Source organism: Ruegeria sp. YTSC199 (assembly GCF_059609725.1).
The window spans coordinates 195,515-215,419 of sequence record NZ_JBXWMF010000001.1 but is presented as its reverse complement, the minus strand read 5'-3'; the positions used below and the strand labels follow the sequence as shown (position 1 = coordinate 215,419).

Below are 19,905 nucleotides of genomic sequence, written 5' to 3'. Positions count from 1 at the left end.
GCGATGCTGGGCATGTATGACATGCCCGCGCTGCAACCGGCGAATGATCGGTTCTGGACGTTGATTCGAAACCACCTTGGACACGGCCCCGATCGTCTAACCCGAGATACGGATGTCTGGGAGGTCTGGCTGAACCCCGAGTTGACCTTTGCCCAAACCTGCGGAATGCCTTATCGCACCCGCCTTCACGGTAAGGTTCAACTGGTGGGAACACCTGACTACGGTCTAGCGGGCTGCCCGCCCGGCTATTATCGATCCACTTTCATCGCCCGTCAGGATGATCCGCGCGATCTGGAGCAGCTTGCGAAGGACACGTTTGCCTATAATGAAACGCTGTCGCAATCTGGCTGGGCGGCGCCGATGGTTCATCTGGAACAGCGTGGACACCGCCCCGGCAGCTTCGTGGCCACCGGTAGCCACGCGCAGTCGGCCACCGTAGTCGCAGATGGCGGGGCCGGTTTCGCGGCCTTGGACGCGCTGACATGGGAACTGCTCAAAGCGCATACCGACCTTGGCGCGGTGTTGCGCGAAGCTGGAACCACAACCCCGACGCCAGCCTTGCCCTATATTACCGCCAAGGGCCAGGACGCCGCAGAAGTCGCCCGCGCTGTTCGCGCCGCGATAGACGATCTCCCGCGCTCGGATCGCGAATTATTGCACCTTCGCGGCCTGATCGACATCCCGGCGGGAGAGTATCTGTCGGTCTCCAATCCGTCTCAGGTTTAGACAACCGGACTTATTCACTGACCGATTTGGCCAATACCTATGGTCAATTTGACCGTTTCAGCCCCCTATGATGTCAATTGCGCATTGCATTGCCCCGATTTTTGCGCCCTATTACCGCACCAACACCGACAATACATGGACCGCCTGTGACAGATTCCACTCCCGTCATCGAAATCAACAATCTCCACAAGAGTTTCGGCAATCTGGAAGTGCTGAAGGGCGTCGATATCACAGCAAGACGCGGGGATGTTGTTTCGCTGATCGGGTCGTCCGGTTCAGGCAAATCCACCCTGCTGCGGTGCTGCAACCTTCTGGAAGACAGCCAGCAGGGCGAGATTCTGTTCAAGGGCGAGCCGGTGCGCTGGTCCGGCAACGCGCATAACCGCCGTCCCGCTGACTCGAAACAGGTGATGCGCATCCGCACAAACCTGTCGATGGTGTTTCAGCAGTTCAACCTGTGGTCCCATATGACCATCCTGCAAAACGTGATGGAGGCCCCCGTCACCGTGCTGGGGCGCGACCCGAAAGAGGTTGAGGACAGCGCACGCAAGTATCTGGAAAAAGTAGGTATCGGCGACAAATGCGACGTCTACCCGGCTCAACTCTCTGGCGGTCAGCAACAGCGTGCTGCCATCGCCCGCGGCCTGTGTATGGAGCCAGAGGCGCTTTTGTTCGACGAACCCACCTCGGCGCTGGACCCGGAACTTGAGCAGGAAGTCATCAAGGTGATCAAGGATCTGGCCGCCGAAGGCCGCACCATGATCATCGTGACCCATGACATGAAAATGGCCGCTGACATCTCAAGCCATGTTGTGTTCCTGCATCAGGGCCTGATCGAAGAAGAGGGTCTGCCGGAAGATATCTTTACGTCCCCCGAATCCGAACGGCTTCGGGGCTTTCTATCCGCCACCAAGGCGGCTTAACTTCAGGACAGAAAACAAACTGGGGAGTATCCAATGAAAAAACTGATTCTGACGACAGCGGCTCTGGCGCTTGGCGCTGGCATGGCTATGGCGGACACCATCCGTCTGGGCACTGAAGGTGCCTATGCGCCATGGAACTTCGTCAACGACGCCGGTGAAATCGACGGGTTCGAGCGTGAGCTGGGCGACGAGCTCTGCAAGCGCGCCAACCTGGAATGCGAATGGGTCAAGAACGACTGGGATTCGATCATTCCGAACCTAGTGTCGGGCAACTACGATGCGATCATCGCGGGCATGTCGATCACCGACGAGCGTGATGAAGTCATCGACTTTACCCACAACTACACTCCGCCGGATCCGTCGGCCTATCTGGCGATGTCCGAAGACGTAGACCTTGCCGGTGGCGTGATCGCAGCACAAACAGGCACCATTCAGGCAGGTTATGTTGCAGAGTCCGGAGCAACTCTGGTCGAGTTCGCAAACCCTGAGGAAACCCTCGCAGCCGTGCGCAACGGTGAAGCAGATGCGGTTCTGGCCGACAAATCCTTCCTAATGCCCTTCACCGAAGATGGTTCGGGCCTGCTCTTTGTGGGTGAAGAAGTTCCATTGGGCGGCGGCGTCGGCATGGGTATTCGTGAATCCGACGGTGAACTGAAAGAGAAGTTCAACGCAGCTATCCAGTCCATGAAGGACGACGGCAGCCTGAACGAGCTGATCACCAAGTGGGAAGTGTCCTCGACCTTCTGATTTACTCTGCGGCGCGCCTCACCTAGGGCGCGCCGCCTCTGAGCCCTTGCCAGTCAAAGAGGCCCGCCATTTTCTCGTTCTGCACTGATCCCGATACACTCGGCACGTTTCGTTGGTTTTCGTGTTATCTGACCAACGGAGTGCATTGGGTGTTCTACCTGTCCTTCTTCAAGGTCTTGCTGTTGCTTGCGATCACCGCGCCGGTCGCATTGGGCTTTGGTTTTTTGGGGGCCATGGCAGCCCGGTCGCATTTTCCGCCGCTCAGCTTTTTGGGCAAGGGCTATATCGCGATCGTTCGTGGCGTGCCGGATATCGCCTTCTTCATGTTCTTCGTGATCGCACTGGATCAGGCGTTCGAATGGACCCGTCACAAGGTTTTGTGCCCGGAATGGACTGACCCTATCCGGCAGGGCAATGACTTTATCGTCTGTCAGGCCGCCAAGCTGCCGCTGGGCACCGCGCCTGAATGGGTGCACGAAACCTACGGTTTCTTTCTCGCTGTTATTACCTTTTCAATTGTTTTCGGCGCCTTCGCCGCCAACGTCCTGTTTGGTGGTATGCGCGCCGTCCCGCACGCCCAGTTGGAAACGGCCGAGGCCTACGGTATGACCCGCCGCCAGACCTTCTGGCGCATTCTGGTGCCACAGATGTGGGTCTATGCCCTGCCCGGCCTGTCGAACCTGTGGATGGTGCTGATCAAGGCCACGCCGCTGCTGTTCCTGCTCGGCATCGAAGATATCGTCTATTGGGCGCGCGAGCTGGGGGGCTACAAGAACCCGAAATTCACCCAATACCCGCATGGCGACTGGCGCATGTGGTATTTCCTCGCCCTGCTTGTGTTCTACCTGGGCATGACCCGCGTGTCGGAGATTGGTCTTGAACGGCTGATGCGCCGCCTGTCTCACGGTCAGGCGACCTCGGGCGGAGAACTGTTGCGCAAGGAGACCACCGCATGAGCTGCTTGCAAACGATCCAAGACTATGGGCTGCGTTCGATCGGAATCGGGGAACGACTGCTGCCCCGAAACGATTTCACCCTGTGTGAGCAGTTCACCCTGATCGGTTCAGGCATGATCTGGAACATCTATTTCGGGATCATGGCGCTGGCGACGGGCTTCTTTCTGGCCACCGCCCTCGCCCTTGGCAAGGCATCCACGAACAAATGGCTGCGCAAACCGTCGGAATGGTTCATCTTCCTGTTCCGGGGCTCGCCGTTGTTTATCCAGTTCTTCTTTGCCTACTTCCTCTTCCTGTCGCTGAAACAGAGCTTTCCGTTCTTCGACGCGCTGACCTCAGCCTGGCTGGGTGCGCTGATCGTGCTGTTCTTCAATACCGCAGCCTATTCGGGTGAGATCTTCTATGGCGCGCTCCGGTCGATCCCCAAGGGCGATATCGAAGCCGCAGATGCCTATGGCATGACCGGCTGGTCCCGGTTCCGTCGCATCATCTGGCCGACCATGCTGCGACTGGCCTGGCCTGCCTATACGAACGAGGCGATCTTCCTGTTCCACGCCACCACGCTGGTGTTCTTTTCGGCCTTCCCGGTGTGGCAACAACGAGGTGATGCGTTGTATTACGCGGGCTATTTCGCGGACAAAACGTTTAACCCGTTCATCCCTTACCCGATTCTGGCTTTCTACTTCATCCTGCTGACCCTCGTGGTCATCTGGGGGTTTGGAGTGGTCAATAAGCGTTTGAACCAGCACCTGCCTGCGGCCAAACGAACCAAAATGAAGCTGAGACTGAACCTGGCGCGCTGATAACGGGGGCGCAACCGGTCTCTTGGACCAGAACAATTTGAAAACGAAACAGCAAACGCAAGCGTGTCATTCGCGCTGTATCAAGTGCTGCTGGAGGGAGATGGTACCGCCTCCCTGGCTTGAACAGGGGACCTCTGGATCCACAATCCAGCGCTCTAACCAACTGAGCTAAGGCGGCACTCGTGAGGGGCGATGTACCGAACGCGTCGGGGGAATGCAAGAGGATTAAAGCCGAATTTTCCAGCTTTGTTCGACAAGATCGACCCCAAAGGAATGCACCGGTTTGCTGTCCAGCAACTGCCAACCGTTCGCCCGATACAGCGCACAAGCGGCCCGATGGCTTTCATGGGTCCACAGCCGCATTTCCGTATACCCGGCACTGCGTGCAAACCTCGTGCAGGTGTCCAGCATCCGCTTCCCCAACCCCTGCCCCCGGACCTCTGGCAGCAGCAGAAAGAGCCGCAGTTTTGCAGTTTGATCATCCAGCGCGACACAGAAGATGCTGCCCAACCTTTGCCCTGCATTCTCCGCGATCCAGCCGCGCTCGCGCGTCGAATCGTGATCGGTGGTAAAGTCGTCCAGAATGCGCCGGACCAGAGCACCAAACGAGGCATCAAACCCCTCGTCCCGCGTGTAAAGCCTGTGGTGCTGCTCTACCAGCCAGGGCGTGTCTGTGGCGCGAAAGGGTCTGATCCGGACGTTCTCCATGATGTATCTGACCGCAAAGGCAGCTTGATTCTCAACCCTTTGCGCGCTAGCACGAACGCTCAGTCCCGGAGGCGAACATGGGCATCAACACCGAACGCGAAATTCAGGCGAACCTGCAGATCGGCCCCACCGATCAAGGCATGATACGGCTGTTCATCGAGGCCGATGGCATCGAGATTCCAATGGATTTCGATCCCGAAGAGGCTGAGGAAATCGCCGACGAAATCCGAGCAGCGGCGCAGGCGGCTCGCGCAGTAAAAGACTGAGCCTTCAGATCCGGGGATCACGCAGCGCCTGCAACCGGCGGGCGGCATCACCTGCAAATTTCTGGATCATCTTCTTTCGCCGGGCCGGTGCAAGCTTATCTTCCGGTGCCATGCGCACGATCTCGGCATCATAGGCGTCAGCAATAATCAGTCCGGTTTCGGACGGCAACAAGTCGGTCGGGAAATCGGTATCGACGGCCCAGAAAAACCGATCGCACCACTCAAGATATCCCTGCCACTTGGAATCCGACTGATAATCCGCGCGGCTGGATTTGCATTCGACGACCCAAAGCTCACCCTTGGGACCCAACCCCATGACATCGACGCGCAGGCCGCGGGTTGGCACGAATTCCTCAACAGAAACAAAACCATGTGCCCATAAATGGCGTGCTACGCCACGGGCCAGTTTCTGTCCGGGTTGCAGATCAAGGGTCATCTGAGAAATGTGAACAATTCATGAACAAAAATCAAGAACCACTTCACACTTGACATGATACCATTTGGTACTCCATAAATATGATACCAAAAGGTATCGCTAATGGTGACGCAAATGCAGTCTCAAACCCAAAACGCATTTCGTGCGCTGGCCGACCCAACCCGCAGGGACATCGTGCAGATGCTCGCTGTGCAGGAAATGACCATCGCACAACTGACACAACGGTTCGACATGACCCGCGCCGCCGTCAAAAAGCACCTGACCGTCTTGTCGGATGGCGGTCTGATCACGGTCGAGACGCGCGGGCGGGAACGTATAAACCGACTGGAACCGCAGGGCATGGCCCCTGTTCTGGACTGGCTCAGCTATTTCGACCAGTTCTGGGACGAACGCCTGAACAACCTGAAAGAAGCCATTGAAAGGAAAGACAGATGACCCACGCCGTTCTGCAAAAAACGATCTTTCTACGAGCTGAACCGGAAACTGTCTGGACTTACCTGACCGATCCCGACCGGCTGGCCGAGTGGTTTCACAAACCCGAACGCCCCCTAGCTGCCGGTCAAAAGCTTGAGATGTTCGGAACGACCAGTGGCGACTTGTTGATCTGGGGCGAAGTGCGCGTTGCCCGCCCGCCGGAGTATCTTGAATACACATTCACGGTCAAACCCATGGGAGATGCAGTCAGCGTGGTCAAATGGACACTCGAGCCCGTACCGGGCGGCACACGGCTAGCGTTGCGCCACGAAGGCCTGCCACAGGGGGCCGAGGCCTTTGGCCTGATCCTGTCGCTCGATAACGGCTGGGATGAGCATTTCGGCAAAATGCGCACCGTCTTGCACGAAACAGTTGATGCCTGACCCCTTGTGCAAACCCGCCGCAGCCCCTACTTAGGCGCGTGGCGGGTTCTGCCCTTCTTGTGTCTGGTAGCATTCTGGTGGCCTTAAGCAATTCCGAGGGGGCTGGCTCTGTTCAGGTCCTGGCCTGATTACCTGGCGCCCACCTGTACATACAGGTCCTCGGGAATCACACCGCACGGTTGACTGGTGGTCCCGCCACATCCCCCCCTAACCGTCGTCCGAAAGGTCCTGTTTGGTAAATCCCTCGTCCGACAGCGCGAAATCATAGAGTTTGCGCCCTTTCCACTGCGGCATGTATTCATCGAAAAGCTGGTTCTTACGCTCGGGCCAGGACGGCACGACGAGATCCACATCGGGCAACCCAACACCAAAGCTCAGGACACTTGCGCCGTGATACCGTCGTGCCGCCTGAAGAACCGCATGATGCAAAAAGACATGTTCGATGTGACCGTATTCCCCCACGTGGTTGTGAGTGATGATGGTCGATGGCCTGACTTGCTGCATAAGGGCGAAGGCCGATCCGCTCAGCAACTCAAACAGAGGGTGGCGGCGCAAGGGCCGCAGCAGTTCAGGAGGATTATTCGCAGGCTCGGACGGCATCTGGATAAAACGCCGCAACCTCCTGTGGTCGTCTTCGACAGCAAAGGGAAACTGTATTCTTCGGGCCCCGACCGCATCACACACACGCTGCATGGCCGCCTCGCGCGTATTCGTGTCACGGCGGTTGGGTGCTGGTCGGAAGAAGCTGGCGACCGTCACATCCGCCTTGTCCTTCAAGCGTGACAGAGTCGAGCCACAAAACAACGTCTCGTCATCCTGATGGCACACACAAAGCAATATCCGTTGGCCCATAAGGTTTTCGAGACTGACCTCACCCGCGATAACATCGGGACCGATCGTCAACACATCATAGGTGGCACTTTGAATATCCTCAAAAATTGAAGAGGTAATCCGGCGCGCGCGCCCCTCTGCAATCATTCTTTCCGAGCTGGCCTGAACATGGCCGTTCTTATTGTCGCCCTGCAGCAGATAGCACCGTCCGGCCAATCCAGGCCATACAGCCTCGACTTCTTGAACTCTGGTTTTCTTCAAGGCATCCAGGTGCAACAAGTCAATCGGACCAAATGGTTGTTCTGCCGCTACCTGACGCAACCCGTCAATGGCATCCGACATGTATAGCTTTACCCGCCCCGGAAACCTGTCTTCCAACCACTTGAAGACAATTGGAACATAGATATCGACTGGCGGCCAGGACGCCCTTAACCGTTGCCCAAGATCAATTCCGATAAACGTGAGCGCAGGATTGGAGTGCAGCGCCAGCAAGGCTGCATGTCCCCCGGCAACGCCGACCTCGACAAAACAGGAACTGTCCTGAGCCAACAAGTGCAGAGCGCGCCGCTTGGGTTCCATCCCGGGTTCCAGATTACTCAGATGGAAGTCCCGCTGCATATGGCCGTAGCAAACATTTCCATTGATGGCGACAGGTTCACCTGCCCGCTTCAGCCCATCTGCAATGGCAAGGTTCAGGTCTTCAAGATCCGCGCGAAAGGCCCGAGATGCGACGACCTCCTCGTAAGTGCTGATGTTCACAGGATATGCTCTTTCGCTGCCGGGTGGGTTATTTGACCGACATCAGATGGCAACATGTTCTTACATTCAAGCGATTTGCACCCGATCAGCGCGAAAAGGTCGGCAGTGCGAACAGGTCGTCAGACCGCCTGCCCTGAATCGGGTATCAGTTGCTTTCTGCCTTGACCGCCACGGGCTCGAATTTTACGGCCACCGGCGTTCCGCGGCGCGGACCCTGCGGTTTCTCGGCCATGCTCATGATCGCATAGGCGAATTGCACCCCGGCGAAAACAATCCCGTTCATGAACCAGATCATGCCAAGCGCGATCAGACCAATTTCCGAGCTTGTGATCAGATAGCGCAGGTTGGCGACGTTCAGGGCCAGAAGAACACCGACAAATACTGCCGAAATCACAAATCCCCAGGCAACCTGAGTGATATACAACCGGATCAGTTTGGGCATGGCGACTCTCCTTGCGCTATGACATTCAGTTTAGCGCATATAAGTCCGAGGTAAAGGCGTCAGAACGCCTCGGGCTGAGCCTCGCGCGCCATGTGATCCAGAACGGCGTTGACGAATTTCGGTTCCTTGCCTTCGGGGAAAAAGGCGCGGGCCACGTCTACGAATTCGGTGATCACCACTTTGGGGGGCGTGTCGCTTTGGGTTAGTTCGGCACCAGCAGCGCGAAAGGTGGCGCGCAGGGTCGGGTCGATGCGCGCGATGGGCCATTTGGCGACCAGCGCACGGTCGGTCATCTGGTCAATCGGCGCCTGATAGTTCACAGCGTCCTCAACCAGCTTGCGAAAAACACCGGTATCGCCGTCCAGCATTTCCTCGCCCTCGTAGACAGCGCCAAACCGGTGGTCCAGAAACTCGTTCACAACCTGCTCGGTCGTTTGGCCCGACTGCTCCATCTGGAACAGCGCCTGCACGGCATAGAGCCGAGCGGCGGATTTCATCAGGCGTTTCTGGTTGGCCGGTTTCGGCGCGTCTGTCTGGGTCATGCTGTCGTGGATCCGTTGCTGTCGCCCGCCACAAGGATGGACTCGGACGGGGGCTTGAAGCCGACGCCCTTTTTCGAAGCGCCCCACTTACGGCTGAGCGCGATCAGATGCAAGGCCGCAGCGGCTGCTCCGCCACCTTTATTCATCTTCTTGGGGTTTGCGCGGACTTCGGCCTGATCGTCATTTTCGACGGTCAGGATGCCGTTGCCGATCAGCAGGCCCTGCAGACCCATCAGTTGAATCGCGCGGCTCGAGTCGTTGCAAACCGTCTCGTAGTGCGTGGTCTCACCGCGAATGACACAGCCCAGCGCGATGTAGCCGTCGAAATTGCACTGACGGTCGGCCATGGCGATTGCGGTCGGGATTTCCAACGCACCGGGGACCTCGATCACCTCGCAGGTGCCCCCTGCCCCCTCGATCTCGGCCTTGGCACCGGCCACCAGATTGTCGGCAATGGCTCGGTAGAACGGTGCCACCACGATCAGCAATTTCACTGGCTTGTCGAAGGTCGGGGTCGGCAGAACGCCGTGTTTGTCTTGTTCAGCCACGATCAGTCTTCCTTGAGAATGAAGCGGGTGCCGACGATGGACAGGCCAAACGCGTCGAGCCCCAGATATACGGTTTCCGGCGAGTCCGTCAGCAGCACAAGTTCCTGAATGCCCATCTTGGATAGGATCTGCGCTCCTAGACCGGTTTGCTTGATGGTACGAGGGCCTTCGTCCTCGGCCGCATACAGCGAATTGCGCGGTTGGCGGAACAGGCAGACCACACCGCGGCCCTCTTCGGCGATCTTTTCCATCGCGCGGGGCAGTTCACGCGACGATTTGGGACCGAGGCCCAGAATGTCCGGCGCTTCGTGCAAAGCGTGTGTACGGGTAAGCACAGGTTCGGGTGTGGTGATGTCACCCTTGACCATGACCACATGTTCAATGCCGTGGGTCTGATCGGTGAACAGACGCATTTCCCATTCGCCGCCATATTCCGACGTCACGGTTTCGCGCGAGGTCTCGACCACCAGATTGTCATTGCGCGAGCGGTACGCGATCAGATCGCTGATCGTACCGATCTTCATGTCGTGTTCTTTGGCGAATTCCACCAGATCAGGCAGACGCGCCATGGAACCATCGGCTTTCATGATCTCACAAATCACGCCCGACGGGTTCAATCCGGCAAGGCGTGAGATGTCGACGGCGGCCTCGGTATGGCCCGCGCGCACCAGCACCCCGCCCCGCTTGGCGCGCAGGGGGAAGATATGACCAGGGGTCGCGATATGGGCCATTGTGTTCTGTTCGTTGATCGCGGTCGCCACGGTCAGCGCCCGGTCAGCAGCAGAAATACCAGTCGACACACCCTCGCGCGCCTCAATCGACACGGTGAACGCGGTTTCATGGCGGGACGAGTTGTTCACCGCCATCATCGGCAGGTCCAAGGCGTCTATACGTTCGGCCGTCATCGGCAGGCAGATCAGCCCGCGCCCGTGGGTGGCCATGAAGTTGATCGCCTCGGCATTCGCGAATTCGGCGGCTATCACCAGATCGCCCTCATTCTCCCGATCTTCGTGGTCAACCAGAATGTACATCCGGCCTTTGCGCGCCTCTTCAATAATGTCTTCGATCGGGCTGATCGCGTCGCGCAATTGCGCTTCGACGGGTCCGGGGGTTTCAAAGCTCATGAGGCAGCCTTTCGCAGAGCATGTTTGAACGGGTGGATAGACCACGGCGCGCCCAAAGGCCAGCCCGCAGACGGCAAGGTCAGGTCAGGACGCGACGTTGCAGTTCAACTCAGGACATCTCGGCCAGTCGCGCGACATAGCGGGCCAGCGTGTCGATCTCGAGGTTTACCTTGTCGCCGACCGAAACTTCCCCCCAGGTCGTGACCTCTTTGGTATGCGGGATGAAATTGATCCCGAAGTCACAGCCATTCACATCATTGACGGTCAGCGAGGTTCCATTCAACGCAACCGAGCCCTTGGGAGCGATGAACCGCGCCAAATCCTTGGGTGCGCGTAAGGTGACGCGGGTGCTGTCGCCCTCGTCCTGCACAGCGACAACTTCGGCCACGCCATCCACGTGCCCCGACACGATATGCCCGCCCAATTCGTCACCAACCTTCAGGGCGCGCTCCAGATTAACACGCTTGCCGACCAGCCAACTGTCCAGATTGGTCTTCGAAACCGTCTCGGCGCTGATCTGAACGTCGTACCAGTCATCGCCCAGCGCGATCACGGTCAGGCAGACACCATCGCTGGCAATTGAAGCGCCGATATCTATGCCCGCCGTATCATAATCCGTCTTGATCCGGGCCCGCAGATCGCCCTGTTGATCCAACTCGGTGACGGTGCCGATATCGGTGACGATCCCTGTAAACATTCCGCTAACCCTTATTCCTGACCTGGTCCAGTGTTCCAAGCCGAGGTAAGCCCAACCAGCCTTACGAGCAAGCCCAACCTTGCCGAGAAAACCTGAAACGGGCATAATTTCATCAACAAACGGCAAGAGCAGAATTGATGTCATCCCCCACAACAGACCTGAAAAGCCGTGTCTTTCTGTTTCTGCAGGGGCCGCATGGTCCGTTCTTCAACGGGCTTGGGCGGATGTTGCGTTCCACAGGAGCCGAGGTCTGGCGCACTGGCTTCAACGCGGGCGATCAGGTCTTCTGGTTTGACAAGTCATCTTACATCCCTTTTCGCGACGCACCCGAGCTATGGCCGGACAAGCTGTCAGACCTGATCGACGAACGGAGCATCACGGATATCGTTCTCTATGGCGACACGCGTCCAGTTCATGCCAGCGCAGTGAAGGTTGCGCAGGCCAAGGGCGTCATTGTCCATGTCTTCGAAGAAGGTTATTTGCGCCCTTGGTGGATAACCTACGAGCGGTTTGGCTCAAACGGAAACTCACACCTGATGTCCCTGGATGTCGGGCGGATGCAGCGCGCGCTGGATCAGTCGGTTCTGCAGGTACCACCGCCGCCGTCACATTGGGGAGATATGCGGCAGCACATATTCTACGGCGCGTTGTATCACTGGTTCGTGCTGTTCCTGAACCAGCGCTACCGCAACTTTCGGCGGCACAGGGATCTTACCGTCGCAAAGGAATTCAGGCTGTATTTCAAACGCTTGGCCCTGATGCCATTTCATCGAATTCAACGTCGTTGGGCGACAGCGCGGGTGCTGGGCAACGGTCATCCCTACCATCTGGTTTTGTTGCAGCTGGGGCATGACAGTTCGGTTCAGGCGCATTCGGATTATGCCTGCATGTCGGACTTTCTAGAGGACGTTTTTCAGGGCTTCGCTGACGGCGCCCCGGCGCATCACCGGCTGGTGGTCAAGGAGCATCCGCTGGAAAACCATCGCGAGCCCCTACGCCGCCGCGTGCGTCAGTTGGCAAAGGTGCATGGTATCGCAGATCGTGTGCGTTACGTGCCCGGCGGAAAACTCGCGAAACTGCTGGATGGGGCCCATTCGGCCGTCACAATCAACTCGACCGCTGGGCAGCAGGTTCTGTGGCGTGGCATCCCGCTGCGTATTTTCGGCAGGTCGGTTTATGACAAGCCCGAATTCGTGTCGCGCCAGCCTCTGGCCGCGTTCTTCGCTGATCCGATGCCCCCGGACCGGGAGGCCTATCAAAGCTATCGCCGGTTCTTGCTGAAAACCAGCCAACTGCCCGGTGGATTCTATTCACACAGAGGTCGGCGGCAATTGCTTCGGGGCGTGGCGGACATGATGCTGGATACCAAGGACCCCTATCAATCGGTCCTGTCCCACAAAGAGGCGCTGGCGCCACAGTTGAAACTGGTTGAGTGAATTAAACCGGTTGGCGCTAGAAGTTATCGCGCGAACCGGATAGCCTGCGCCAAACAAAAGACCACACAAAGACGACTGAGGATAACCGGCAGTGCAGCGTTTTCCAATCCGATGGATACGGGGGATGTCCCTTGTGGCCGCAATTGGCCTGTTGGCCGCGTGCCAGCTTCCCAAAGCGGGCCCCAACAAATCCGAGATTCTGTCGGGCTCTACGGCGAATGGCGGCAATGCCTTCGTGGTCGAGGTCGATGACCGGGTTTCACGGGCGACGTCTGCCATCCCGAAATACGGGTTCTCAGCCGCCTTCAGCAGTGCGCCGAACCTGACTGCGGACACGGTGCGCGCTGGCGACATTCTGGGGCTGACGATCTGGGAAAACGTCGATGATGGTCTGCTGTCCGGCGAACTCAGCGCGGCCACTGCGCTGGAGCAGGTACAGGTGGACAGCGACGGTTTCATCTTTGTGCCTTACGCCGGACGTATTCGCGCCGCCGGCAACACGCCCGAGCAACTGCGCCAGCTGATCACCAGCAAACTGCAGGATCAGACACCCGACCCACAAGTCGAAGTGCGCCGCACTGCAGGGAACGGATCGACCGTCTCGCTGACCGGAGAAATTGGTGCGCCCGGCGTGTATCCGATCGAACGGCCCAGCAGAACCTTGCTTGGAATGCTGTCGCAGGCCGGCGGCGTCGCTGTTGGATCGGACATCGCACTTGTGACCCTGATCCGTGGAAAGGACCGCGGCACCGTCTGGTACGACGACCTGTTCCGCAACCCCAGACTGGACGTTGCGTTGCGCGGCGGTGACCGCATTCTGGTTGAAGCGGACAGCAGATCCTACATCGCACTGGGCGCAACGGGCCAATCCCGCGTGGCCTTTGACACACAAGACCTTTCCGCTCTTGAAGCCCTGGCACAGGTGGGCGGGTTGCAATCGCTGTCCTCTGACCCGACTGGCATCTTCGTTTTGCGCAACGAACGGCAGGACATTGCCCGTTCGGTCATGGGGCGCCAGGATTTGCAGGGTGATCAGCGCATGATCTACCTGCTGAACCTCACCGCGCCCAACGGTTTGTTCATCGCCCGCGATTTCGTCATTCGCGATGATGACACGATCTATGTCACCGAAGCGCCTTATGCACAGTGGAGCAAGTCGATTTCACTGATCGCGGGTGGCCTGACACCGCTTGCAAATGTCACCACTCTGACGGGCGGCTGATGCTACCCGAAGCGGCAGCCGGGGCTCAGCGTACCCGGCTGTATGTCTATAACGGTGGTTTCCTGACCCAACGCCGCGTCCGGCGTATCCTGAACCTCTCCGGCTATGACATTCGTCTAGGCTTTCCCGGCGACGGGGATGTTGTCGGCGTTTGGGGCAACAGCCCGACGGCCCATCGCGGTCTGACTATTGCGGCCCGGCACGGGTCGCCCATCCTGCGGGTCGAGGACGCATTTCTACGTTCGCTGCATCCGGGGCGGGCCGGCGAGCCTCCGATGGGCCTTCTGCTCGACAGATCCGGGGTACATTTTGATCCGGCACAGCCATCCGATCTTGAAACACTACTTGCCACCCACCCGCTGGACGACACTGCTTTGTTGAACCGGGCCAGAAATGGCATTGAACGGGTGCGCGAATTGCACCTGAGTAAGTACTCGGCTGTCGACCCTACCTTGGCGCCACCGGACCCAGGCTATGTTCTGATAGTCGATCAGACCCATGACGACGCCTCGGTGATCGCCAGTAAGGGCGACCACGCGCGGTTCCGCGAGATGCTGGTCATGGCGCAAGAGGAAAACCCCGGTGCTCGCATTCTGATTAAAACGCATCCGGAAACCGTCGCCGGATACCGAAATGGATACTTCTCGGATCAGGACGTGTCCGACAGGGTATCGATTATCGACACTCCAATCAGCCCCTGGACCCTGCTGGAAGGCGCGATGGGCGTTTACACCCTGTCCTCGCAATTCGGGTTTGAGGCCATCTTGGCCGGGCACAAACCGCGTGTCTTTGGCCAGCCGTTCTATGCAGGATGGGGCCTGACGCAGGATGAGGAACACTTTCCACGTCGCCAGCGCAACCTGACCCGGGCGCAGTTGTTTGCGGCAGCAATGATCCTCTTTCCCACATGGCACGACCCATTCGGGGACCAGCTTTGCGAGCTGGAAACTATTCTGGACACGCTCGAGGCGCAAACGCGCGCATGGCGGCAGGATCACAAGGGTTGGACCGCGTCGGGAATGCGCCTGTGGAAGCGCAAGCACCTGCAGCAGATGTTCGGGCGCGAGAAGAAAATCAGGTTCACGTCTGAACCGCCGGACGTGTCTGATCGTCCACATATGGTCTGGGCCAGCTACATCCGTGGGGCCGAAGGCGCCACCCGCATCGAAGATGGGTTTCTGCGGTCTCGCGGGCTGGGCGCCAGTCTTGTCCCCCCCCTGTCACTGGCAACCGATAATCTGGGCATCTACTACGACCCGACACATCCCAGCAGGTTGGAAGAACTGATCGCCAACCGTGAAACCCTGCGCCCGGATCAGGAAATGCGGGCCGAACGTCTGGTGGCGCAAATCCTTGCTGGTCGACTCAGCAAATACAACACCGGAGGCACGGCTCCCGATCTACCCGAAGGGCACCGTATTCTGGTACCAGGTCAGGTTCACGACGATGCCTCGATCCTGTTGGGCACCACCACGGTACGCACCAACACCGACCTGCTGCGCGCAACCCGCGAGGCGAACCCGAATGCGATCCTGATCTACAAACCTCATCCCGATGTTGAGGCAGGGCTGCGGGAAGGCGAAATCGAAGACGAAACTCTAGCCGACGTGATCGCCACCGAGACCGATCCGGCTGCCCTGCTGTCGCATGTGCAGGAGGTCTGGACCATGACCTCTCTGCTTGGGTTTGAGGCCCTGCTGCGCGGGGTTCGTGTCACCACGCTTGGCGCGCCCTTCTATGCCGGGTGGGGCCTGACGCACGATCTGGGAATTGTCCCGGTACGACGGGGGGCACGACCTTCGATGCTGGGGTTGGTGCATGCCGCACTGATCGACTATCCACGCTATCTGGACCCGGTCACCGGTCACCCCTGCCCTGCCGAGGTCGCGGTGCAACGCCTGACCGAAGGCTACGAACGCAAAGGCGGTCGGTCACTCCGCTTGCTGTCCAAATTGCAGGGCGCCTTTGCCACGCACGCGCATTTGTGGCGCCGCCGCTAGCGCAGCGACCGCGCCCAACGTTGCAGAACATCCGGCCCGACAGCGCGGGCTTCGATCAACTCGAACCGAGGCGCCGCGTCCAGCGTTTCCAACCCGAGCGATCCGATGGCTGACAACCCCTCAGCCCCGATTGCCAGACCCGCGCTGAACCCCACCAGCTCATCCACAAGATCATCAGCAAGCATAGACGCCGCCAAGGCCGATCCACCTTCGCAAAATACGCGCGTCAGCCCCGCTTGTCCCAATTGCTGCAACAGGTCGGCGGCATCGATGTGATGCTCCTGCAGGGCGCAGGGGATCAGGCGTGCACCCAAACCTTCCCATGCACGGGCACGCTCCGGATCCGGGGACGGACCATGGCATAGCCAAACCGGTATCTGCGACGCAGTGCGGGCCAATTGTCCCATCAGCGGGATGTCCAGATGGCGCGAGACGACAACCCGCACCGGTTGCGCCTCAACCCCCAGATCGCGGACCGTCAGCGACGGATCGTCGGTCCGGGCCGTCCCAGCCCCAACCATAACCGCATCATGGCGCGCGCGCATCGCATGTACGGCACGTCTCGCCTTTGGCCCGGTGATCCATTTGCTGTGACCGCTGGACGTAGCGATACGCCCATCGAAACTACTGGCCAGCTTGAGCGTCACGAACGGACGCCCCTGTTCCATCTTCAGAAAGAACCCGGCGTGGTCCCGCGCGGCCTGTTCCGCCAGAACGCCGGAGGTGACCTCGATCCCCGCCTCGCGCAGCATGGCAAAGCCCTGCCCCGCCACCCGCGGATCGTTGTCTTCGATCGCAGAAACCACGCGCGATATACCCGCCTTGATCAGCGCCTCGGCACAAGGCGGCGTTTTACCATAATGAGAACACGGCTCCAGAGAGACATAAGCGGTCGCCCCACGCGCGGCCTCTCCGGCCTGTGCCAATGCCTGTGGTTCGGCATGCGGACGGCCACCGGGTTGAGTCCAGCCGCGCCCGATGATCCGGCCGTCACGCACAATCACGCAACCCACGGCCGGGTTGGGCCAACACGTTCCCTGACCGCGCTGACCCAAAGACAAAGCCAGCGCCATATATCGCTTATCAGTTTCGCTCACTCGTCCGTCGAAGGCTGCGGCGGGCGCAGTTCGTGGACAAACTCCTCGAAATCATCGGCCGCCTGGAAATTCTTGTACACACTCGCAAAGCGAACATAGGCCACGGTATCGATCCGCGCCAGAGCTTCCATGACGATCTCGCCGATCTTGCTGGAGGGGATGTCGGTCTCGCCCATGCTTTCCAGACGGCGGACGATGCCGGAAATCATCTGGTCGATCCGATCCGGTTCTATCGGGCGTTTCTGCATCGAAATCCGGATCGAGCGTTCCAGCTTGTCCCGGTCGAAATCTTCGCGTTTTCCATTGGTCTTGATCACCACCAGATCGCGCAGCTGTACGCGTTCATAAGTAGTGAACCGCCCCCCACATGCGGGACAAAACCGGCGCCTGCGAATCGCAACGTGATCCTCTGCCGGGCGTGAATCTTTGACCTGAGTGTCGATATTTCCGCAAAACGGGCAGCGCATCCACCGTCTCCTCGTCCCTGGTTCGGCCTCTTTTTGTAAGCTATGCCGCTTACTTATCCACAACTATAGGGTAGCCGCTAGGATTTGGGTAGTCGGAATTTTTCACCGCTATATCGTGAATCTACGCGAAATGCGCCGCAATCATTCGGTGATGCGGCGCGGTGCGGTGCTCGAACAGGTAGACACCTTGCCACGTACCCAGAACCGGCTGTCCGAACACAACGGGGATCGACAGCGACACAGGTAAAAGCGCGGCCTTGATATGAGCAGGTATATCATCCGGTCCTTCATATGTGTGCCGCAAATACGCCATCGCCGGGTGATCCGACGGCGGCACAAGCCGATCAAAAAATGCGCGCAAGTCCGTCTGCACTTCGGGGTCCGCGTTTTCCTGAATAACCAGCGAGCAGGAGGTGTGCCGCACGAATAGTGTCAGCACGCCATCACCCCCGGCCGATTTCAGCCAGTGACGCAAATCCGGGGTGAATTCATAAAGCCCCGGACCCTGCGTCGAGATTGTAAGCTCGGTCTGCATCAGGCGGGCAGCCTTGTATCAGTCAAAGAAGGGGCGGATGTTGCACCGACCATTGGCGGCTGAAACGGACATGCTGAAACCCGGCTGAAACCCTGCCGAGAAAACACCACTGCTTTGCTGCGGGACCCCTTCTGGCGCCGTAAGCGAGAACTGCACGGCCGTTTTGCGGCCCGTCGCCTCACTGGGGCCGTAGCCGCGCTTGACGTAGATACGCTGCTGCCAGCTCGCCCCCAGCGTTCTGCGCGCAAAGTCAGACGCCGCACACCAGTACCCATCCACATCTGTACGCCCTCTTGGAATCACTTCAAATTCTGTTTGGTTCAAAGCAACGGTCTGATACCCAAATCGAGCGAACGAAGCCGACGCCGTAGAGCCCAACACAATCGCAGCAAACGCTAAGTAAGTCATAACTTTTTTCATAATCAAACTCTTTCCTGTTTCGAGGTAAGTATTGACTTAGTTTACTTTAAAAACAGACAAAGCCGCTTCACGATGTTTTCAGCCCGGACGCTGCAGGTCGTGAACGGGCTCCAGCCATCCGCGATACCGGATCAGCAGTCCAAGTACGGGCATATCAGCCGACACGTCAAAACAGAAATGCCCTGTTTCGTCCTGCCATTCCACGGTTGAAGAACGCGGCAACAGAAAAGCGGGGCAGCGCAGTCCCAAAGCACTGAGGCGTCGTATGTGGATCAGCAGACGGCCGTCAGAGATCTCAGGCATCAGCCAAATGGACAGCCAGCCCAGTTTCTCACGAACACATTCGGCACCGTGATCAAAAGTCAGCCGAGACCGCGTGGTGTGACCGTCAAAATCCCGCACCCATCGCCATTCCTTTCCATCACGGTCGATCCTGATCTGCACCGGAATATCTTCGGCACCCCGGGGGAAACGCCCAAGACGCAAGGCCAGAGCGATCAGCCACCCCCTGCCCTCGACAACACTGCACCGTCCGGCATAGAGACCCGGAGCATCGTGAAAGCGCCGAACAGCCGCGGGCACATCAGCCCTCAAAGGCAGGGATTGCAAAAAGGGATCGGGTCGCACTCAGAACCCCTCGGGCAGAAAACGGCTCCGTAGCGCGGAACCCGGGATCAAGCAGGTCTGCGTGCGCCCGAAGATCTTGTACCTGTTGCGCGCAATCAAGTGGTAGAGCGGGTCCTTGATCCATCCCGGTAGGAACCGGCACAGGGACAGAGTTGGCCAGAATCCCGGCAGGCTTTTCATTGCAGCGGCAAAAGCATCAAGGCGCTGATGCACTCTGCCATTCACAATGACCAGATTGGTTTCGAAATCCCGCGTTGGCAGGCCAAGATCGCGGTACAGCCGTTGCCCTAGCGGGGATTGAGCCGTTGCAAACTTAAAGCGTCGCGCTTTGTCCCGCGTCAACATGAAGTGAAAGAACCCCGAACACAGGACACATTCCCCATCAAATACAATGGTATCCTGGATGTCCTTGAAGTCGGTGGAAACAAGGATCGGCATATCTTTCGGGTTCGCTAAATCTCGACTTCAACCCTTTCATCCCGGTCCCGACCCGGCAATGCGACAAGAGGACATCCGGCCAATCACAGCGTTGAAACGTGCCGGGGAGCCACCGGATAGGTGCGGTTTCCAGGGCTCTGCCCCCATCCCCGGCAAGGCGCTGACCCGACAACGGGCGAAAAATAATGAATACCTACGCTCAGGTCTTGTGTTTATGCGCCAAAACCATTCGAATTCCAGACAACATACATTTACTTTGGGCAGGAACTGCACATCCTGTCGCTTTGCGTGCAAGCAC

25 protein-coding genes and 1 tRNA gene are annotated in these 19,905 nt (G+C 58.6%); 11 read left to right on the top strand and 15 right to left on the bottom strand.

What is annotated here, in order from left to right; genetic code table 11:
- Nucleotides 1-3: 3 nt before the first annotated feature.
- From AC2FEE_RS01120 to AC2FEE_RS01100, 5 genes are all read left to right on the top strand, one after another.
- Nucleotides 4-726: a phosphate/phosphite/phosphonate ABC transporter substrate-binding protein gene (locus tag AC2FEE_RS01120; RefSeq protein WP_496862626.1), complete on the top strand. Its 723-nt coding sequence runs from the start codon at nt 4-6 to the stop codon at nt 724-726.
- Nucleotides 727-872: 146 nt separating this feature from the next.
- Nucleotides 873-1,649, top strand: a complete 777-nt coding sequence (locus AC2FEE_RS01115) for an ABC transporter ATP-binding protein (RefSeq protein WP_496862481.1) — start codon at nt 873-875, stop codon at nt 1,647-1,649.
- Nucleotides 1,650-1,682: 33 nt separating this feature from the next.
- The gene (locus AC2FEE_RS01110; protein ID WP_496862480.1) at nt 1,683-2,396 is read left to right on the top strand and encodes a transporter substrate-binding domain-containing protein; all 714 of its coding nucleotides are present in this window, start codon (nt 1,683-1,685) and stop codon (nt 2,394-2,396) included.
- Between the two features lie 68 nt (nt 2,397-2,464).
- Complete coding sequence (locus tag AC2FEE_RS01105; RefSeq protein ID WP_496862625.1) at nt 2,465-3,352, top strand: ABC transporter permease; 888 nt, start codon at nt 2,465-2,467, stop codon at nt 3,350-3,352.
- Nucleotides 3,349-4,155, top strand: coding sequence for an ABC transporter permease (locus AC2FEE_RS01100; RefSeq protein WP_496862479.1), 807 nt, complete (start codon nt 3,349-3,351; stop codon nt 4,153-4,155). The genes AC2FEE_RS01105 and AC2FEE_RS01100 overlap by 4 nt, the downstream gene beginning before the upstream one ends.
- Before the next feature lie 101 nt (nt 4,156-4,256).
- Here the strand turns inward: AC2FEE_RS01100 and AC2FEE_RS01095 are convergent.
- Nucleotides 4,257-4,333: transfer RNA gene (locus AC2FEE_RS01095), tRNA-His, on the bottom strand.
- Between the two features lie 47 nt (nt 4,334-4,380).
- Entirely contained in the window at nt 4,381-4,863 is a 483-nt protein-coding gene (locus tag AC2FEE_RS01090; RefSeq protein ID WP_496862478.1) for a GNAT family N-acetyltransferase, read from the bottom strand.
- Between the two features lie 77 nt (nt 4,864-4,940).
- Between AC2FEE_RS01090 and AC2FEE_RS01085 the strand changes: the two genes are divergently transcribed.
- Nucleotides 4,941-5,129, top strand: a complete 189-nt coding sequence (locus AC2FEE_RS01085) for a DUF6324 family protein (protein ID WP_496862477.1) — start codon at nt 4,941-4,943, stop codon at nt 5,127-5,129.
- 4 nt (nt 5,130-5,133) lie between these two features.
- Here the strand turns inward: AC2FEE_RS01085 and AC2FEE_RS01080 are convergent, their stop codons facing one another.
- Nucleotides 5,134-5,565: an MmcB family DNA repair protein gene (locus tag AC2FEE_RS01080; protein WP_496862476.1), complete on the bottom strand. Its 432-nt coding sequence runs from the start codon at nt 5,563-5,565 to the stop codon at nt 5,134-5,136.
- Nucleotides 5,566-5,679: 114 nt separating this feature from the next.
- On the opposite strand from AC2FEE_RS01080, the gene AC2FEE_RS01075 reads away from it, so the two are divergent.
- Both AC2FEE_RS01075 and AC2FEE_RS01070 read left to right on the top strand, forming a co-directional pair.
- Complete coding sequence (locus tag AC2FEE_RS01075; protein ID WP_170397647.1) at nt 5,680-6,000, top strand: ArsR/SmtB family transcription factor; 321 nt, start codon at nt 5,680-5,682, stop codon at nt 5,998-6,000.
- Complete coding sequence (locus AC2FEE_RS01070) at nt 5,997-6,422, top strand: SRPBCC family protein (RefSeq protein WP_496862475.1); 426 nt, start codon at nt 5,997-5,999, stop codon at nt 6,420-6,422. The genes AC2FEE_RS01075 and AC2FEE_RS01070 overlap by 4 nt, the downstream gene beginning before the upstream one ends.
- 207 nt (nt 6,423-6,629) lie before the next feature.
- Here AC2FEE_RS01070 and AC2FEE_RS01065 read toward each other — a convergent pair whose 3' ends face one another.
- The 6 genes from AC2FEE_RS01065 to AC2FEE_RS01040 all read right to left on the bottom strand — a co-directional run bounded on the left by AC2FEE_RS01065 (nt 6,630) and on the right by AC2FEE_RS01040 (nt 11,365).
- On the bottom strand, nt 6,630-8,012 hold the full coding sequence (locus tag AC2FEE_RS01065; protein WP_496862473.1) for a PIG-L family deacetylase: 1,383 nt from the start codon (nt 8,010-8,012) through the stop codon (nt 6,630-6,632).
- A gap of 145 nt (nt 8,013-8,157) precedes the next feature.
- Nucleotides 8,158-8,454, bottom strand: coding sequence for a hypothetical protein (locus AC2FEE_RS01060; protein ID WP_496862472.1), 297 nt, complete (start codon nt 8,452-8,454; stop codon nt 8,158-8,160).
- Nucleotides 8,455-8,513: 59 nt separating this feature from the next.
- Nucleotides 8,514-8,996: a transcription antitermination factor NusB gene (nusB, locus tag AC2FEE_RS01055; protein ID WP_496862471.1), complete on the bottom strand. Its 483-nt coding sequence runs from the start codon at nt 8,994-8,996 to the stop codon at nt 8,514-8,516.
- Nucleotides 8,993-9,544, bottom strand: a complete 552-nt coding sequence (locus tag AC2FEE_RS01050) for a 6,7-dimethyl-8-ribityllumazine synthase (RefSeq protein ID WP_496862469.1) — start codon at nt 9,542-9,544, stop codon at nt 8,993-8,995. The genes nusB and AC2FEE_RS01050 overlap by 4 nt, the downstream gene beginning before the upstream one ends.
- A 2-nt stretch (nt 9,545-9,546) precedes the next feature.
- Entirely contained in the window at nt 9,547-10,668 is a 1,122-nt protein-coding gene (ribB, locus tag AC2FEE_RS01045; protein WP_496862468.1) for a 3,4-dihydroxy-2-butanone-4-phosphate synthase, read from the bottom strand.
- Between the two features lie 109 nt (nt 10,669-10,777).
- Entirely contained in the window at nt 10,778-11,365 is a 588-nt protein-coding gene (locus tag AC2FEE_RS01040) for a riboflavin synthase (protein ID WP_496862467.1), read from the bottom strand.
- Nucleotides 11,366-11,502: 137 nt separating this feature from the next.
- Here AC2FEE_RS01040 and AC2FEE_RS01035 point away from each other — a divergent pair, with 137 nt between their 5' ends.
- The 3 genes from AC2FEE_RS01035 (at nt 11,503) to AC2FEE_RS01025 (ending at nt 16,023) form a co-directional block, all read left to right on the top strand.
- Nucleotides 11,503-12,801 (top strand): capsule polysaccharide biogenesis protein, encoded by a 1,299-nt coding sequence (locus AC2FEE_RS01035; protein WP_496862466.1) that lies wholly within the window; start codon nt 11,503-11,505, stop codon nt 12,799-12,801.
- Between the two features lie 124 nt (nt 12,802-12,925).
- Nucleotides 12,926-14,023, top strand: a complete 1,098-nt coding sequence (locus AC2FEE_RS01030) for a polysaccharide biosynthesis/export family protein (RefSeq protein ID WP_496862465.1) — start codon at nt 12,926-12,928, stop codon at nt 14,021-14,023.
- Nucleotides 14,023-16,023, top strand: a complete 2,001-nt coding sequence (locus AC2FEE_RS01025; protein ID WP_496862464.1) for a capsule polysaccharide biogenesis protein — start codon at nt 14,023-14,025, stop codon at nt 16,021-16,023. The genes AC2FEE_RS01030 and AC2FEE_RS01025 overlap by 1 nt, the downstream gene beginning before the upstream one ends.
- On the opposite strand, the gene ribD is transcribed toward AC2FEE_RS01025, so the two are convergent.
- From ribD to AC2FEE_RS00995, 6 genes are all read right to left on the bottom strand, one after another.
- Nucleotides 16,020-17,120, bottom strand: coding sequence for a bifunctional diaminohydroxyphosphoribosylaminopyrimidine deaminase/5-amino-6-(5-phosphoribosylamino)uracil reductase RibD (ribD, locus tag AC2FEE_RS01020; protein WP_496862462.1), 1,101 nt, complete (start codon nt 17,118-17,120; stop codon nt 16,020-16,022). The genes AC2FEE_RS01025 and ribD overlap by 4 nt on opposite strands.
- Nucleotides 17,117-17,587, bottom strand: coding sequence for a transcriptional regulator NrdR (nrdR, locus tag AC2FEE_RS01015; protein WP_170324479.1), 471 nt, complete (start codon nt 17,585-17,587; stop codon nt 17,117-17,119). Before nrdR ends, ribD begins: the two co-directional genes overlap by 4 nt.
- 121 nt (nt 17,588-17,708) lie before the next feature.
- Nucleotides 17,709-18,122: a secondary thiamine-phosphate synthase enzyme YjbQ gene (locus AC2FEE_RS01010; protein WP_496862461.1), complete on the bottom strand. Its 414-nt coding sequence runs from the start codon at nt 18,120-18,122 to the stop codon at nt 17,709-17,711.
- A gap of 18 nt (nt 18,123-18,140) precedes the next feature.
- On the bottom strand, nt 18,141-18,542 hold the full coding sequence (locus tag AC2FEE_RS01005) for a hypothetical protein (RefSeq protein WP_496862460.1): 402 nt from the start codon (nt 18,540-18,542) through the stop codon (nt 18,141-18,143).
- A 78-nt stretch (nt 18,543-18,620) separates the two neighbouring features.
- Nucleotides 18,621-19,124 (bottom strand): DUF4166 domain-containing protein, encoded by a 504-nt coding sequence (locus AC2FEE_RS01000; protein WP_496862458.1) that lies wholly within the window; start codon nt 19,122-19,124, stop codon nt 18,621-18,623.
- 45 nt (nt 19,125-19,169) lie between these two features.
- Complete coding sequence (locus AC2FEE_RS00995; protein ID WP_496862457.1) at nt 19,170-19,607, bottom strand: thiol-disulfide oxidoreductase DCC family protein; 438 nt, start codon at nt 19,605-19,607, stop codon at nt 19,170-19,172.
- Nucleotides 19,608-19,905: the final 298 nt, after the last annotated feature.

Excerpts from the sequence above, each read along its gene's own strand:
- AC2FEE_RS01090 (WP_496862478.1), bottom strand. The coding sequence starts at position 4,863 with ATGGAGAACGTCCGGATCAGACCCTTTCGCGCCACAGACACGCCCTGG.
- AC2FEE_RS01120 (WP_496862626.1), top strand. The coding sequence starts at position 4 with ATGCTGGGCATGTATGACATGCCCGCGCTGCAACCGGCGAATGATCGG.
- AC2FEE_RS01060 (WP_496862472.1), bottom strand. The coding sequence starts at position 8,454 with ATGCCCAAACTGATCCGGTTGTATATCACTCAGGTTGCCTGGGGATTT.
- AC2FEE_RS01030 (WP_496862465.1), top strand. The coding sequence starts at position 12,926 with ATGTCCCTTGTGGCCGCAATTGGCCTGTTGGCCGCGTGCCAGCTTCCC.
- AC2FEE_RS01075 (WP_170397647.1), top strand. The coding sequence starts at position 5,680 with ATGCAGTCTCAAACCCAAAACGCATTTCGTGCGCTGGCCGACCCAACC.
- nusB (WP_496862471.1), bottom strand. The coding sequence starts at position 8,996 with ATGACCCAGACAGACGCGCCGAAACCGGCCAACCAGAAACGCCTGATG.
- AC2FEE_RS01025 (WP_496862464.1), top strand. The coding sequence starts at position 14,023 with ATGCTACCCGAAGCGGCAGCCGGGGCTCAGCGTACCCGGCTGTATGTC.
- AC2FEE_RS01070 (WP_496862475.1), top strand. The coding sequence starts at position 5,997 with ATGACCCACGCCGTTCTGCAAAAAACGATCTTTCTACGAGCTGAACCG.
- AC2FEE_RS01110 (WP_496862480.1), top strand. The coding sequence starts at position 1,683 with ATGAAAAAACTGATTCTGACGACAGCGGCTCTGGCGCTTGGCGCTGGC.
- nrdR (WP_170324479.1), bottom strand. The coding sequence starts at position 17,587 with ATGCGCTGCCCGTTTTGCGGAAATATCGACACTCAGGTCAAAGATTCA.
- AC2FEE_RS01100 (WP_496862479.1), top strand. The coding sequence starts at position 3,349 with ATGAGCTGCTTGCAAACGATCCAAGACTATGGGCTGCGTTCGATCGGA.
- AC2FEE_RS01010 (WP_496862461.1), bottom strand. The coding sequence starts at position 18,122 with ATGCAGACCGAGCTTACAATCTCGACGCAGGGTCCGGGGCTTTATGAA.
- ribB (WP_496862468.1), bottom strand. The coding sequence starts at position 10,668 with ATGAGCTTTGAAACCCCCGGACCCGTCGAAGCGCAATTGCGCGACGCG.
- AC2FEE_RS01085 (WP_496862477.1), top strand. The coding sequence starts at position 4,941 with ATGGGCATCAACACCGAACGCGAAATTCAGGCGAACCTGCAGATCGGC.
- AC2FEE_RS01040 (WP_496862467.1), bottom strand. The coding sequence starts at position 11,365 with ATGTTTACAGGGATCGTCACCGATATCGGCACCGTCACCGAGTTGGAT.
- AC2FEE_RS01005 (WP_496862460.1), bottom strand. The coding sequence starts at position 18,542 with ATGAAAAAAGTTATGACTTACTTAGCGTTTGCTGCGATTGTGTTGGGC.
- AC2FEE_RS00995 (WP_496862457.1), bottom strand. The coding sequence starts at position 19,607 with ATGCCGATCCTTGTTTCCACCGACTTCAAGGACATCCAGGATACCATT.
- AC2FEE_RS01035 (WP_496862466.1), top strand. The coding sequence starts at position 11,503 with ATGTCATCCCCCACAACAGACCTGAAAAGCCGTGTCTTTCTGTTTCTG.
- AC2FEE_RS01080 (WP_496862476.1), bottom strand. The coding sequence starts at position 5,565 with ATGACCCTTGATCTGCAACCCGGACAGAAACTGGCCCGTGGCGTAGCA.